This is a genomic window from Enterobacter cloacae complex sp. 394I7 (assembly GCF_057320345.1).
Map to the genome: position 1 here is coordinate 151,765 of NZ_JBXWCR010000004.1, position 13,550 is coordinate 165,314.

The following is a 13,550-nucleotide window of genomic DNA, read 5'->3' on the forward strand; positions in this document are numbered from 1 at the left end:
CCCCAGGGTTTAAAGTTTGAACAAAAAACCCGTTGCCTTCCGGCGACGGGTTTTTTTTATCACGGCTTTACCCCAGGAAGAGTGCTAAAACGCCCTTTCAGTGTTAGCGTAACAACAAAAGGTTGTTATGCTTGAAATAGGGCAGTATGAACCCCATAAGTGTGTAATCACGATGATTGAGACTGGCTGATAATCCGTCCGTAAGGTTACAATCAGTACAGCAGGTGTTTTCAATTTTGATCCAGGAGACGGAAATGTCATACAGTGGCGAACGAGATAACTTTGCACCCCATATGGCTCTGGTGCCAATGGTTATTGAACAGACCTCACGTGGTGAGCGTTCTTTTGATATCTATTCCCGTCTGCTCAAGGAGCGCGTTATCTTTTTGACCGGCCAGGTGGAAGACCACATGGCTAACCTGATCGTGGCGCAGATGCTGTTTCTGGAAGCGGAAAACCCGGAAAAAGACATTTACCTGTACATTAACTCCCCGGGCGGCGTGATCACGGCAGGTATGTCCATTTATGACACCATGCAATTCATCAAGCCAGATGTCAGCACTATCTGTATGGGTCAGGCTGCATCTATGGGGGCGTTCCTGTTAACCGCAGGGGCTAAAGGTAAGCGTTTCTGCCTGCCAAATTCCCGCGTGATGATTCACCAGCCGCTGGGGGGTTATCAGGGGCAGGCGACGGATATTGAAATCCACGCCCGCGAAATTCTGAAAGTAAAAGCGCGCATGAATGAACTTATGGCGCAGCATACGGGTCAATCTCTTGAGCAGATCGAGCGCGATACCGAGCGCGATCGTTTCCTCTCTGCCTCTGAGGCTGTTGAGTACGGCTTAGTCGACTCCGTTTTGACCCATCGTAATTGATGCCCGTGACGCGAGTGTGCCGCTATACTCAGGTAGGGCGGCATGTTGCTAAAAGCAGCTTGCGTCTGAAAATGGCATTTGCGTCGTCATGTGCGGCACAAAGAACTTAAAAAGAGGTTTGGACTCATGACAGATAAACGCAAAGATGGTTCGGGCAAACTGCTGTACTGCTCTTTTTGCGGCAAAAGCCAGCATGAAGTGCGTAAACTGATTGCCGGGCCGTCCGTGTATATCTGCGACGAATGTGTTGACTTATGTAACGACATTATTCGCGAAGAGATTAAAGAAGTAGCACCTCACCGCGAGCGCAGCGCGCTGCCAACGCCGCATGAAATTCGTCATCATCTTGACGACTATGTCATCGGTCAGGAGCAGGCGAAAAAAGTGCTCGCCGTGGCGGTATACAACCACTACAAACGCCTGCGTAACGGTGATACCAGCAATGGCGTAGAACTGGGTAAAAGTAATATTCTGCTGATCGGCCCAACCGGTTCCGGTAAAACGCTGCTGGCTGAAACGCTGGCGCGTCTGCTGGATGTTCCGTTCACAATGGCCGATGCCACCACCCTGACCGAAGCCGGTTATGTGGGTGAGGACGTAGAAAACATCATCCAGAAACTGCTGCAGAAATGCGATTACGATGTACAGAAAGCGCAGCGCGGGATTGTTTACATCGATGAGATCGACAAGATCTCCCGTAAATCTGACAACCCGTCCATTACCCGTGACGTATCGGGTGAGGGCGTGCAGCAGGCGCTGCTGAAGCTGATCGAAGGTACGGTTGCAGCCGTTCCACCGCAGGGTGGCCGTAAACATCCTCAGCAGGAGTTCCTGCAGGTTGATACGTCCAAGATCCTGTTCATCTGTGGTGGTGCGTTTGCCGGTCTGGATAAAGTGATCTCTCACCGTGTTGAAACCGGCTCCGGCATTGGTTTTGGCGCGACGGTGAAAGCCTCGTCCGAAAAGCCGAACGAAGGCGAGCTGCTGTCACAGGTTGAGCCAGAAGACTTGATCAAGTTTGGTCTGATTCCTGAGTTCATTGGCCGTCTGCCTGTTGTGGCAACGCTGAACGAACTGAGTGAAGACGCGCTGATCCAGATTCTGAAAGAGCCGAAAAATGCGCTGACCAAGCAGTATCAGGCGCTGTTCAATCTGGAAGGCGTTGAGCTGGAATTCCGTGACGAAGCGCTGGACGCGATTGCCAAGAAAGCGATGATCCGTAAAACCGGTGCGCGTGGCCTGCGTTCTATCGTGGAAGCGGCGCTGCTTGACACCATGTACGATCTGCCGTCAATGGAAGATGTTGAGAAAGTGGTGATTGATGAGTCGGTCATTAGCGGCCAGACCAAGCCATTGCTGATTTATGGCAAGCCGGAAGCGCAACAGGCATCTGGCGAATAATTCACCAAATCATACAAGCAGTTAATCAAAAAGGGGGGATTTTATCTCCCCTTTTATTTTTCCGTATACGCGGCGTTGAATGTGTGGGAAACATCCCCATATACTGGATACATGTTAATGGTTATGTGAAGCACAGTGACATGACCAGTTTACCTGGCGGACACTAAACTAAGAGAGAGCTCTATGAATCCTGAGCGTTCTGAACGCATTGAAATCCCCGTATTGCCGTTGCGCGATGTGGTGGTTTATCCGCACATGGTCATACCCTTATTTGTAGGGCGGGAAAAATCTATCCGTTGCCTCGAAGCCGCCATGGATCATGATAAAAAAATCATGCTGGTGGCGCAGAAAGAAGCATCAACGGATGAGCCGGGTGTAAACGATCTTTTCACCGTCGGGACCGTGGCCTCTATTTTGCAGATGCTGAAGCTGCCTGACGGCACCGTTAAGGTGCTGGTAGAAGGCTTGCAGCGTGCGCGTATTACCACCCTGTCTGACGATGGCGAGCATTTCTCTGCCAAGGCAGAGTACCTTGAATCACCTCAGCTGGATGAGCGCGAGCAGGAAGTGCTGGTGCGCACCGCGATTAGCCAGTTCGAAGGCTATATCAAGCTGAACAAGAAAATCCCACCAGAAGTGCTGACGTCGCTGAACAGCATCGACGATCCTGCGCGTCTGGCGGACACCATCGCTGCACACATGCCGCTGAAGCTGGCAGACAAACAGTCCGTGCTGGAGATGTCCGACGTTAACGAACGTCTGGAATATCTGATGGCGATGATGGAGTCTGAAATCGATCTGCTGCAGGTTGAGAAGCGTATTCGTAACCGCGTTAAAAAGCAGATGGAGAAATCTCAGCGTGAGTACTATCTGAATGAGCAAATGAAAGCCATCCAGAAAGAGCTCGGCGAGATGGATGACGCCCCTGACGAAAACGAAGCGCTGAAGCGTAAGATCGACGCGGCGAAAATGCCGAAAGAGGCCAAAGAGAAAGCCGAAGCAGAACTGCAGAAGCTGAAAATGATGTCTCCAATGTCGGCTGAAGCGACCGTCGTGCGTGGTTATATCGAATGGATGGTTCAGGTTCCCTGGAATGCCCGCAGCAAGGTCAAAAAAGACCTGCGTCAGGCGCAGGAGATCCTGGATACCGACCACTACGGCCTTGAGCGCGTGAAAGACCGCATTCTTGAGTACCTCGCAGTCCAAAGCCGTGTGAACAAAATCAAAGGCCCGATTCTGTGCCTGGTGGGACCACCGGGGGTAGGGAAAACCTCTCTGGGTCAGTCCATCGCCAAAGCGACCGGACGTAAGTATATCCGTATGGCGCTGGGTGGCGTACGCGATGAAGCGGAGATCCGCGGTCACCGTCGTACCTACATCGGTTCTATGCCGGGTAAACTGATCCAGAAGATGGCGAAAGTGGGCGTTAAAAACCCGCTGTTCCTGCTCGATGAGATCGACAAAATGTCTTCGGACATGCGTGGCGATCCGGCGTCAGCTTTGCTGGAAGTTCTTGATCCAGAACAGAACGTGGCGTTCAGCGATCACTATCTCGAAGTGGATTACGACCTGAGCGATGTAATGTTTGTCGCGACCTCGAACTCCATGAACATTCCGGCGCCGCTGCTGGACCGTATGGAAGTGATTCGTCTCTCCGGTTATACCGAAGACGAAAAACTGAACATTGCGAAACGGCACCTGCTGCCGAAGCAGATTGAGCGTAATGCGCTGAAAGCTAACGAGCTGACCGTTGAGGACAGCGCGATTATTGGCATCATCCGCTACTACACCCGTGAAGCGGGCGTGCGTAGCCTTGAGCGCGAAATCTCTAAACTGTGCCGTAAGGCGGTTAAACAGTTGCTGCTGGATAAGAGCCTGAAACACATCGTGATCAATGGCGACAACCTGCATGCCTATCTGGGCGTTCAGCGCTTTGACTATGGTCGCGCGGACAATGAAAACCGCGTGGGCCAGGTCACCGGTCTGGCATGGACGGAAGTGGGTGGCGATCTGCTGACCATTGAAACCGCCTGTGTTCCGGGTAAAGGCAAGCTGACCTACACTGGCTCTCTGGGTGAAGTGATGCAGGAGTCGATTCAGGCCGCGCTGACCGTGGTACGCGCGCGTGCGGAGAAATTGGGCATCAACCCTGATTTCTACGAGAAACGCGATATCCACGTGCACGTGCCTGAAGGGGCAACGCCGAAAGATGGCCCAAGCGCAGGTATTGCCATGTGTACCGCACTGGTTTCCTGCCTTACCGGCAACCCGGTGCGTGCCGATGTGGCAATGACCGGTGAGATCACGTTGCGTGGCCAGGTGCTGCCAATCGGTGGGTTAAAAGAAAAACTGCTGGCGGCACACCGTGGTGGGATCAAAACCGTATTGATCCCTTACGAAAATAAACGCGATCTGGAAGAGATTCCGGACAACGTGATTGCCGATCTGCAGATTCATCCTGTGAAGCGAATTGAGGAAGTTCTGACTCTCGCCCTGCAGAATGAACCTTCCGGAATGCAGGTTGTAACCGCAAAATAGTGACCTCGCGCAAAGAGCGTCAATAAAAGTAAGGCTGGTAAGTCATTTCGCACTTGCCAGCCTTTTTTTGTATAGCTAATTTAGATTGCTGATTAGGCCAGCCATCAACAACGGGTGTTGTAAGGTCATGGCAGGCCTGATATAACTGCTGCGCGGTCGCGTTGTGAAGGATTCAGGCGCGATATAAATTATAAAGAGAGGAAGAGAACAGTGAATAAATCTCAACTGATTGACAAAATTGCTGCTGGTGCTGATATTTCTAAAGCTGCAGCTGGACGTGCGTTAGATGCATTAATTGCTTCTGTTACTGAATCTCTGCAGGCTGGGGACGACGTTGCACTGGTAGGCTTCGGTACTTTTGCTGTTAAAGAGCGTGCTGCCCGTACTGGCCGCAACCCTCAGACCGGTAAAGAGATCACCATTGCTGCCGCTAAAGTGCCGGGTTTCCGTGCAGGTAAAGCGCTGAAAGACGCAGTAAACTGATTGCTTTCCCATCTCAGGGAAGCCGAATAGTACAAGGGCGCATCATTTGATGTGCCTTTTTTGTTTGTCCAGGCCTGATTTGTGCGAGTTTATGCGAGTTGTGGGCTGACAATCGCACCGTTTTCTTGTCACAATACGCCTTTACGCGCGACGGGCAGGATTTTCCGTTAGCGTCAGGTAACCAGTCACCTACAGCGGAGTGTTGTTACACCATGATGGACAGCTTACGCACGGCTGCTAACAGTCTCGTGCTCAAGATTATTTTCGGTATCATTATCGTGTCGTTCATATTGACCGGCGTGAGCAGTTACCTTATCGGCGGTGGCGCGAACTATGCCGCAAAAGTGAATGGCCAGGAGATCAGCCGTGGTCAGTTCGAGAATGCTTTTGCCGGTGAACGTAACCGTATGCAGCAACAGCTGGGCGACCAATTCTCTGAACTCGCGGCAAACGAAGGGTATATGAAATCCCTGCGCCAACAGACCCTGAACCGTCTGATCGACGAAGCGCTGCTGGATCAATACGCGAAAAAACTGGGCCTGGGCATCAGCGATGAGCAGGTTAAAAAAGCCATCTTATCGACTCAGGCTTTCCAGTCTAACGGCAAATTCGACAATGCGCGTTACAACGGCATCATTAATCAGATGGGCATGACTGCCGATCAATACGCTCAGGCTCTGCGTAATCAACTGACAACCCAACAGCTCATCAATGCCGTCGTTGGCACTGATTTCATGCTCAAAGGTGAGACGGAAGAGCTGGCAGCCCTGGTTGCACAGCATCGCGTGGTACGTGAAGCGACCATTGATGTGAATGCTCTGGCAGCGAAGCAGCAGGTTAGCGACGCGGACATTAACGCCTATTACGAGCAGAACAAGAATAACTTCGTTGCTCCAGAACAGTTCCGTGTGAGCTACATCAAGCTGGATGCTGCCGCGCTGCAGGAAACAGCCTCTGACGCGGAAATTCAGTCTTATTACGATCAGCATCAGGATCAGTTCACTCAGCCGCAGCGTAACCGCTACAGCGTGATCCAGACCAAAACTGAGGCAGATGCCAAAGCCGTGCTGGATGAGCTGAATAAGGGTGCTGATTTCGCCTCCCTCGCGAAAGCGAAATCCACCGATATTATCTCTGCTAAAAACGGCGGTGATATGGGCTGGCTGGAAGAGAGCACCACGCCTGACGAACTGAAAAATGCCGGTCTGAAAGACAAAGGCCAGCTTTCGGGTGTCATTAAATCTTCCGTTGGTTTCCTGGTGGCGCGTCTGGATGATATCGAGGCCGCGAAAACCAAGCCGCTGGCTGACGTTCGCGATGATATCGCAGCGAAAGTGAAGCAGGAAAAAGCGCTGGATGCATACTACGCGCTGCAACAGAAAGTCAGTGATGCTGCCAGCAACGACAACGAATCTCTGGCGGGTGCTGAGCAGGCTGCAGGGGTGAAAGCGGTTGAGACCGGCTGGTTCGGTCGTAACAACCTGCCGGAAGAGCTGAATTTCAAACCGGTTGCTGATGCCATCTTCAACGGTGGTCTGGTTGGCGAGAATGGCACGCCGGGCAGCAACTCTGACATCATTACCGTCGACGGCGATCGTGCGTTTGTTCTTCGCGTCAGCGAGCACAAACCAGAAGCGATTAAACCGCTGGCAGAAGTGAAAGATCAGGTGGTTGCTCAGGTTAAGCACAACAAAGCGGAACAGCAGGCAAAACTGGATGCTGAGAAGATTCTGGTTGACCTGAAAGCGGGTAAACAGGATGCACTGAAAGCGGCAGGTCTGAGCTTCGGTGAGCCAAAAACGCTGAGCCGTACCGGTCAGGATCCTGTCAGTCAGGCAGCGTTCGGTCTGAGCCTGCCTGCGAAGGACAAACCAAGCTTCGGTACCACTACCGATATGCAGGGTAACGTCGTTCTGCTCGCACTGGACGACGTGAAAGCAGGCACGATGCCTGAAGAGCAGAAGAAAGCGATGGTGCAGGGTATTACCCAGAACAATGCCCAGATTGCTTTCGAAGCGATGATGAGCAACCTGCGCACAGAAGCCAAAATCAAGCTCGGTGACGTGATGACTCAGCAGCAATAATTACGTATTTGCTCGCATATTTTCGTAACGCTCTGCAATAACTAAAGGCCGCTTTCGCGGCCTTTTCCATTTCTGCAATCTGCCGTTTGTGCCGGGTTATAACGCTGGATATTGTGGCCTGGCTGTCAACAAACAAGGAGATAACAGCATGAAATGTGGAATCAAGGCTCTGTTCATTACTCTGGCGATTGCCACCACCGGGATGAGCGCAGGTGCGCTGGCGACGACACCTGCGGCGAAAACACCGGCGGTGCAAACCAGGTCTGACGCAGCGGCACCCGCAGCTGGCCAGACGAAAGCCACGGATGCCGGAAAAAGCGCGGATGATGACGGTACGCGAGTCAGTATCAATTCGGCATCGGCAGAGGATCTCGCCCGGGTGATGAATGGCGTAGGGCTAAAAAAAGCGCAGGCGATAGTCAGCTATCGCGAAGAGTACGGTCCTTTCAAAACGGTTGACGATCTTAAGCAAGTACCCGGTATGGGCGGGGCGCTGGTTGAGCGCAACCTCTCACACCTGACGTTGTAATCACATAATTACTTGCACGGCGGCAAAATTTTGCCAGGATAAAGAGGTCATACCAGTCATGACCTCTTATCCTATAACAACAGTAAAGGCTATTGCGCTATGCAGACAAAAATCAAAGTACGCGGCTACCACATCGATGTTTACCAGCACGTCAACAACGCCCGTTATCTTGAGTTTCTTGAAGAAGCGCGCTGGGACGGTCTGGAAAGCAGCGAAAGCTTTCAGTGGATGACCGCGCACAACATCGCGTTCGTGGTCGTCAACATCAATATCAACTACCGTCGTCCGGCCGTGCTGGGAGATGTGCTGACCATCACCAGCCAGCTTCAACAGTTAAACGGCAAGAGCGGCGTGTTAACCCAGGCGGTGACGCTGGATCCTGAAGGCCAGGCCGTTGCCGACGCGCTGATCACCTTTGTCTGTATCGATCTGAAAACCCAGAAAGCGTTGCCGCTGGAAGGGGAGTTGCGGGAAAAACTGCAGTTGATGATCGTCTAGACGCGTTGTGTTCATGACCCGTGCTGTCGATATTCTGTTCGCCAGCACGGTCAAAGAGGCTTATTTGAGCCCGGTTTTTTTCTTCATCGCCGACATCACGCCCGCTTTATCGGCCAGATAGTGATTCAGTCCGTTTGCGCGCAGATTACAGGCCGCACACTGGCCACAACCATCACCTTTTATGCCGTTGTAGCAGGTAAGGGTTTCGCTGCGAACCATGTCCAGTTTGCCCCAGTAGTCTGCCAGCGCCCAGGTTTCCGCTTTATCAAGCCACATCAGTGGCGTTTCAAAGCGCGTCTCTTTTGCCATCCCCAGATTCACGGCGTGGTTGAGAGCCTTCACGAACTCGTCACGGCAGTCAGGGTACCCGGAGAAGTCGGTTTCACACACGCCCGTGATCACCGCTTCGGCTTTCACCTGGTAGGCGTAGATCGCCGTCAGCGTCAGGAAGAGAATGTTGCGGCCTGGCACAAAGGTGTTCGGAATGCCGCTGGCATCAGGTTCGTAGTCAGGAACGGGAATACTGTCGCGGGTGAGGCTACTGACGGCCAGTTCATTTAACAGCGTAACGTCCAGCACCTTATGCGCGCGCGCGCCCAGTTTCAGCGCCAGTTCACGGGCGACGTCGATTTCAGCGCGATGTCGCTGACCATAATCGAAAGTGACACAGTGAACTTCATCGTACTGATGAAGCGCCTGAACCAGGCAGGTAGTGGAATCTTGTCCTCCGCTGAACACGACGACGGCACGTTTCATAAATCATCTCGACAGTTACGGTAAAAACATCATGTTACCGTCTGACTACGGCGACGACCAGCTTCTTCACGATTTGGGGGCCGGGAGCCAGGCTTCGGTGAAATCGAACCAGCCGCGGGTGTTAAGCCGTATGCCATTGACTCCCGGGGGCGCGCTGATTTGGTACTGGTAGTTAAACAACGGCGTCAGCACCGCGCTCTCCATGAGTTGGGTAAAAATAGCTTTCAGCCCGCGATGCCGGGCATGCTCGTCAGCCTGAGTCTGAACGGCATCCAGTGTCGCCTGCAGATGGGCATGTTGCGGCGCGCTCAGCAGGTGCGGCCATAGCGCATCGCAGCGAAGCCACTGCTCAAGGGTGTATTCCGGTGCTTCGCCAATCAGCCTGTCTCCCATCATGAGGTCCGCGTCGGCAAGATGCTGACATCCGTCCCACGTTTTGGCATCGTGAAAGATGACCGTTAACGCGCAGCCCTGGCGGGAAAGATACGCTTTTAGCTGACTCGCCATGGTATGTAACTCGACGGGCAGATGGTAAATCAGGGTCAGCGTCTCAGGCAAAGGGACATCCGTGAGATCCGGCCACTCAGGAATACGCCAGCCCGGCAGCAACTCCTGCGTTGGGGTGATAAGCCCCTCATCCAGAGGAAGAGTATGCAGAAGCGTTGAGAGGTGAATGATGTTGATAAGGCGTCTTGCCTGCATTTCGCTAAGACGCGGGCTGCGCTTCAGCGTGAGGTAGCAAAATCCCAGGCTGATGCTGTTACTCACCAGCCGCAAACGGGTCAGTTCGTCAGGCTCCCCGATGGCGATTTGTACCGGATGCCGGCAGCTGGTTCCAAGCCCCTGATCAAATAGCTGAGGGGTGATCCAGAACTCGATGGCCTTCAGTAGCGGGTGGCTAAGGTGATACTGCTCATGGCTTTCCAGACGAACCAGGTCCGGCTTATACGCGGTGAGCCTGAAAGGTCCGCTGCCTGTCATCGGTTGTGCCGGGTGCGCCACACGGCTGCAATAGGTTGCCAGCCGATGCGCCAGCCAGTAGTCGGGCTTGTGTAAAATAAACGTCAGACACTGCGGATGGGTAACTTCAATGCGCAGCACGCTCTGAAAAAGCCTGTGCATGGCCGGGAGCGTCAACATCGCATTCAGACTCTCCTGTAACTGGGCCGTTTCGACTTTATCACCGTTATGCCAGTGAAGCGTGGAGCGAATATAAAAATGCCAGCGCAGTCCGTCCTCCGACACGTCCCAGTGATGGGCAAGATCGCCCGTCGGTTCGCTGCTGTTACCGTGAAAACGCGTCAGCCCGGAAAAGACCTGTCCTGCCAGATGCTGTTCCGCCCGACCGGGTAAAAAGCCGGGATGCAGTGGATCCAGCGAGCGGTAATAGGGAATGCGCAGCGTCGGCGTATCGTTTTGCCACTGGCCGCCTAAAAACGGATGAAGCAGTGACCGCAGCTCCTCCGGTGCCAGCTGGGCCAGCTCAAGCGCGTTATGCTGCTGCCCACGCTTCAGCGCCTCTTCCATCATCACATTGCGCAGTGACTCCGGGGTGACGTGGAAAGTCAGCTCCCCACGCTTACCGCGGCCAGACTGCGCTCGCCAGCTAAGCCAGCCCGCCTCCTGTGCCTGACGCAGTAACGTACGGACATGCCGTTCGCTGCAAAAACAGCGGGCGGCCAGCTCGCTGATGGTGGCCTGCTGCGTCGCGCCAGCGGAAGGCTGCCACAAACGGTGGTACTGGTTGAGTCGGTTAAGCTGGCGCATGAGAAACCCTGAACAATAATTATCATCTATTCACTATTACTTCCGTATATCTCACGCAATACTGATGCACAAGTTAACCGCATCACATTTCAGGAGTAATCATGGCTCGTCTCGCTGCGTTTGATATGGACGGTACGTTGTTAATGCCGGATCACCGTCTGGGTGAGAAAACCCTGAGTACCCTGAAGCGCCTGCATGAACGTGATGTCACCCTGACGTTTGCCACCGGCCGTCATGTGCTGGAGATGCGCCATTTGCTGGGGGCATTTTCCCTGGATGCTTTTCTTATTACCGGCAACGGGACACGCATTCACTCTGTCGAAGGCGATGTTCTCCACCGTCAGGATCTCAACCCGGAAGTGGCAGATATCGTCCTGCACAGCACCTGGGACACCCGGGCCAGCGTTCATGTCTTTAACGATAACGGCTGGTTTACCGGGCATGACATTCCGGCATTGCTGCACGCCCATGTCTACAGTGGTTTCCGCTATCAGCTTATCGATCTGCGCCGTATTCCGGCTCACGCGGTGACGAAGATCTGTTTCTGCGGCGATCATGACGATCTTTGTCGCTTACGCATTCAGCTGAATGACGCGTTAGGCGACCGGGCGCACCTGACCTTTTCAGCGGTGGACTGTCTCGAGGTTTTGCCGGTTGGGTGTAATAAAGGATCGGCGCTGGCGGTACTGAGCGATCACCTGGGCTTAACGATGCAGGAATGTATGGCGTTTGGCGACGCCATGAACGACCGCGAAATGCTGGGCAGCGTTGGTCGCGGTCTGATCATGGGAAATGCGATGCCGCAGTTGAAGGCAGAGCTTCCCCATCTACCGGTTATCGGGCACTGCGGTAACGAAGCAGTGTCTCATTTTTTGACGCATTGGCTGGACAACAACAACCTCCCATATTCCCCCGAATAGTGAGACCCTTCCAGCAAGCCAGACCCCGGTCTGGCTTTTTTTTATTTCACCAGCTGCGTAATCTGCGCTTTCCACGGCTCAATATCGCCGATGTTTGCCTGAACCCACTGCGCATTGTAATAGGTCTCAAGATAGCGCTCGCCGCTGTCGCAGAGCAGGGTGACGATAGAGCCGGTGCGCCCCTCTTCACGCATGCGAGCCGCAAGCTGCAGGGCTCCCCACATGTTGGTGCCGGTAGATGCACCGACTTTACGACCAATTTGTGTCTCCAGCCAGTGCGCGGTTGCCACGCTGGCGGCATCCGGCACGCGGAGCATTTCATCCACTACGTCCGGAATGAATGAAGGCTCCACGCGCGGGCGGCCAATACCTTCAATCTTACTGCCCACCGGGCTGCGCAGATCCGCATTGCGGCTTTGCCAGTAGTCCAGGAACACCGAGTTCTGCGGATCCACCACCATCAGCTGCGTATCATAGCCCTGACAGCGGATGTAACGCCCCAGGGTGGCTGAGGTACCGCCAGTACCGGCGCTCATCACGATGTACGACGGAACAGGGTGAGGTTCGTGGGTCATCTGGCGGAAAATACTGTCGGCAATGTTGTTATTGCCGCGCCAGTCTGTGGCTCGCTCGGCAAAGGTGAACTGGTCCATATAGTGGCCATTCAGCTCACGGGCCAGCATTTCAGACGCGGCGTAAATTTCGCAGGCGCTTTCCACAAAGTGGCAGCGTCCACCGTAAAATTCGATCTGCTCAATTTTTCGTTTCGCGGTGCAGGAGGGCATCACGGCGATAAACGGCAGGCCCAGCAGGCGGGCAAAGTAGGCTTCGGATACGGCGGTTGAACCGGAGGAGGATTCAATAATCGTGGTTCCCTCCTTAATCCAGCCGTTACATAGACCGTATAAAAAGAGCGAACGCGCCAGGCGATGCTTCAGGCTACCGGTGGGATGGGTGCTTTCATCTTTCAGGTACAGCTGGATGCCAGCAAAACCCGGCAGAGCCAGGCGAATGAGATGGGTGTCCGCCGAGCGCTGATAGTCGGCATTGATTTCGCTGATGGCATGTTTAACCCAGGCGCTATTCATCGTATTTATCCGTTTGTCATTTTGTGCCCAGCATAGCGAAAAGCACAGAAAAAATTGTTGCTATATGGCCTTTAAAATAGAATGAAGGGAGAAAATTTTTCTCTGTGAGGTGGGTATGCTAGATAAAATAGACCGTAAGCTGCTTTCTTTACTGCAAAGTGACTGTACCCTCTCTTTGCAGGCACTGGCAGATGCCGTTAATCTGACCACCACGCCGTGCTGGAAGCGCCTCAAGAAGCTTGAAGATGACGGCATCCTTCTGGGGCGAGTCGCGCTTTTAGATCCCGAAAAACTGGGGCTTGGGTTGACGGCATTTGTCCTGATAAAAACCCAACATCACAGCAGCGAGTGGTACAGCCGCTTCGTAACACAGGTCTCCGAGATGCCGGAGGTGCTCGGTTTCTGGCGCATGGCGGGAGAGTATGACTATCTGATGCGCGTCCAGGTGGCAGACATGAAGCGTTATGATGATTTTTACAAGCGGCTGGTGAACAGCGTACCGGGCTTGTCGGACGTCACCTCGAGCTTCGCCATGGAACAGATTAAATACACCACAGCACTACCTATTGATTAATTGAATAACTTCCCGGCGTAGCCGGATCCATACC

Annotated in this window: 12 protein-coding genes; 9 read left to right on the top strand and 3 right to left on the bottom strand. The window is 53.5% G+C overall.

Going from position 1 to position 13,550, the window contains the following annotated elements; all coding sequences use genetic code 11:
- Positions 1-254: 254 nt before the first annotated feature.
- From clpP to AC2FAP_RS16590, 7 genes are all read left to right on the top strand, one after another.
- Positions 255-878, top strand: a complete 624-nt coding sequence (clpP, locus tag AC2FAP_RS16560; RefSeq protein WP_020885210.1) for an ATP-dependent Clp endopeptidase proteolytic subunit ClpP — start codon at positions 255-257, stop codon at positions 876-878.
- 126 nt (positions 879-1,004) lie between these two features.
- The gene (gene clpX, locus AC2FAP_RS16565) at positions 1,005-2,279 is read left to right on the top strand and encodes an ATP-dependent protease ATP-binding subunit ClpX (protein ID WP_020885209.1); all 1,275 of its coding nucleotides are present in this window, start codon (positions 1,005-1,007) and stop codon (positions 2,277-2,279) included.
- A gap of 183 nt (positions 2,280-2,462) precedes the next feature.
- Complete coding sequence (gene lon, locus AC2FAP_RS16570) at positions 2,463-4,817, top strand: endopeptidase La (protein ID WP_014168872.1); 2,355 nt, start codon at positions 2,463-2,465, stop codon at positions 4,815-4,817.
- 210 nt (positions 4,818-5,027) lie between these two features.
- Positions 5,028-5,300: a nucleoid-associated protein HU-beta gene (hupB, locus tag AC2FAP_RS16575; protein ID WP_002444653.1), complete on the top strand. Its 273-nt coding sequence runs from the start codon at positions 5,028-5,030 to the stop codon at positions 5,298-5,300.
- Between the two features lie 212 nt (positions 5,301-5,512).
- Complete coding sequence (ppiD, locus tag AC2FAP_RS16580; protein ID WP_449541493.1) at positions 5,513-7,384, top strand: peptidylprolyl isomerase; 1,872 nt, start codon at positions 5,513-5,515, stop codon at positions 7,382-7,384.
- 148 nt (positions 7,385-7,532) lie between these two features.
- Positions 7,533-7,913 (top strand): helix-hairpin-helix domain-containing protein, encoded by a 381-nt coding sequence (locus AC2FAP_RS16585; protein ID WP_040016787.1) that lies wholly within the window; start codon positions 7,533-7,535, stop codon positions 7,911-7,913.
- Positions 7,914-8,012: 99 nt separating this feature from the next.
- Complete coding sequence (locus AC2FAP_RS16590) at positions 8,013-8,411, top strand: YbgC/FadM family acyl-CoA thioesterase (protein WP_014168875.1); 399 nt, start codon at positions 8,013-8,015, stop codon at positions 8,409-8,411.
- 60 nt (positions 8,412-8,471) lie between these two features.
- Here AC2FAP_RS16590 and queC read toward each other — a convergent pair whose 3' ends face one another.
- Both queC and AC2FAP_RS16600 read right to left on the bottom strand, forming a co-directional pair.
- Positions 8,472-9,167, bottom strand: a complete 696-nt coding sequence (queC, locus tag AC2FAP_RS16595) for a 7-cyano-7-deazaguanine synthase QueC (protein WP_014168876.1) — start codon at positions 9,165-9,167, stop codon at positions 8,472-8,474.
- 66 nt (positions 9,168-9,233) lie between these two features.
- On the bottom strand, positions 9,234-10,934 hold the full coding sequence (locus AC2FAP_RS16600; RefSeq protein WP_079231356.1) for an SgrR family transcriptional regulator: 1,701 nt from the start codon (positions 10,932-10,934) through the stop codon (positions 9,234-9,236).
- 101 nt (positions 10,935-11,035) lie between these two features.
- On the opposite strand from AC2FAP_RS16600, the gene cof reads away from it, so the two are divergent.
- Positions 11,036-11,854: an HMP-PP phosphatase gene (gene cof, locus AC2FAP_RS16605; protein WP_014168878.1), complete on the top strand. Its 819-nt coding sequence runs from the start codon at positions 11,036-11,038 to the stop codon at positions 11,852-11,854.
- 41 nt (positions 11,855-11,895) lie between these two features.
- Here the strand turns inward: cof and AC2FAP_RS16610 are convergent, their stop codons facing one another.
- On the bottom strand, positions 11,896-12,942 hold the full coding sequence (locus tag AC2FAP_RS16610; RefSeq protein ID WP_040016790.1) for a PLP-dependent cysteine synthase family protein: 1,047 nt from the start codon (positions 12,940-12,942) through the stop codon (positions 11,896-11,898).
- Between the two features lie 115 nt (positions 12,943-13,057).
- Here AC2FAP_RS16610 and AC2FAP_RS16615 point away from each other — a divergent pair, with 115 nt between their 5' ends.
- The gene (locus tag AC2FAP_RS16615; protein ID WP_020885204.1) at positions 13,058-13,516 is read left to right on the top strand and encodes an Lrp/AsnC family transcriptional regulator; all 459 of its coding nucleotides are present in this window, start codon (positions 13,058-13,060) and stop codon (positions 13,514-13,516) included.
- The last annotated feature ends 34 nt before the right edge of the window (positions 13,517-13,550 follow it).

Bases quoted from the DNA above. Each gene is read 5' to 3' on its own strand.
- AC2FAP_RS16615 (WP_020885204.1), top strand. From the start codon at position 13,058: ATGCTAGATAAAATAGACCGTAAGCTGCTTTCTTTACTGCAAAGTGAC.
- ppiD (WP_449541493.1), top strand. From the start codon at position 5,513: ATGATGGACAGCTTACGCACGGCTGCTAACAGTCTCGTGCTCAAGATT.
- clpX (WP_020885209.1), top strand. From the start codon at position 1,005: ATGACAGATAAACGCAAAGATGGTTCGGGCAAACTGCTGTACTGCTCT.
- queC (WP_014168876.1), bottom strand. From the start codon at position 9,167: ATGAAACGTGCCGTCGTCGTGTTCAGCGGAGGACAAGATTCCACTACC.
- AC2FAP_RS16610 (WP_040016790.1), bottom strand. From the start codon at position 12,942: ATGAATAGCGCCTGGGTTAAACATGCCATCAGCGAAATCAATGCCGAC.
- AC2FAP_RS16585 (WP_040016787.1), top strand. From the start codon at position 7,533: ATGAAATGTGGAATCAAGGCTCTGTTCATTACTCTGGCGATTGCCACC.
- AC2FAP_RS16590 (WP_014168875.1), top strand. From the start codon at position 8,013: ATGCAGACAAAAATCAAAGTACGCGGCTACCACATCGATGTTTACCAG.
- clpP (WP_020885210.1), top strand. From the start codon at position 255: ATGTCATACAGTGGCGAACGAGATAACTTTGCACCCCATATGGCTCTG.
- lon (WP_014168872.1), top strand. From the start codon at position 2,463: ATGAATCCTGAGCGTTCTGAACGCATTGAAATCCCCGTATTGCCGTTG.
- cof (WP_014168878.1), top strand. From the start codon at position 11,036: ATGGCTCGTCTCGCTGCGTTTGATATGGACGGTACGTTGTTAATGCCG.
- AC2FAP_RS16600 (WP_079231356.1), bottom strand. From the start codon at position 10,934: ATGCGCCAGCTTAACCGACTCAACCAGTACCACCGTTTGTGGCAGCCT.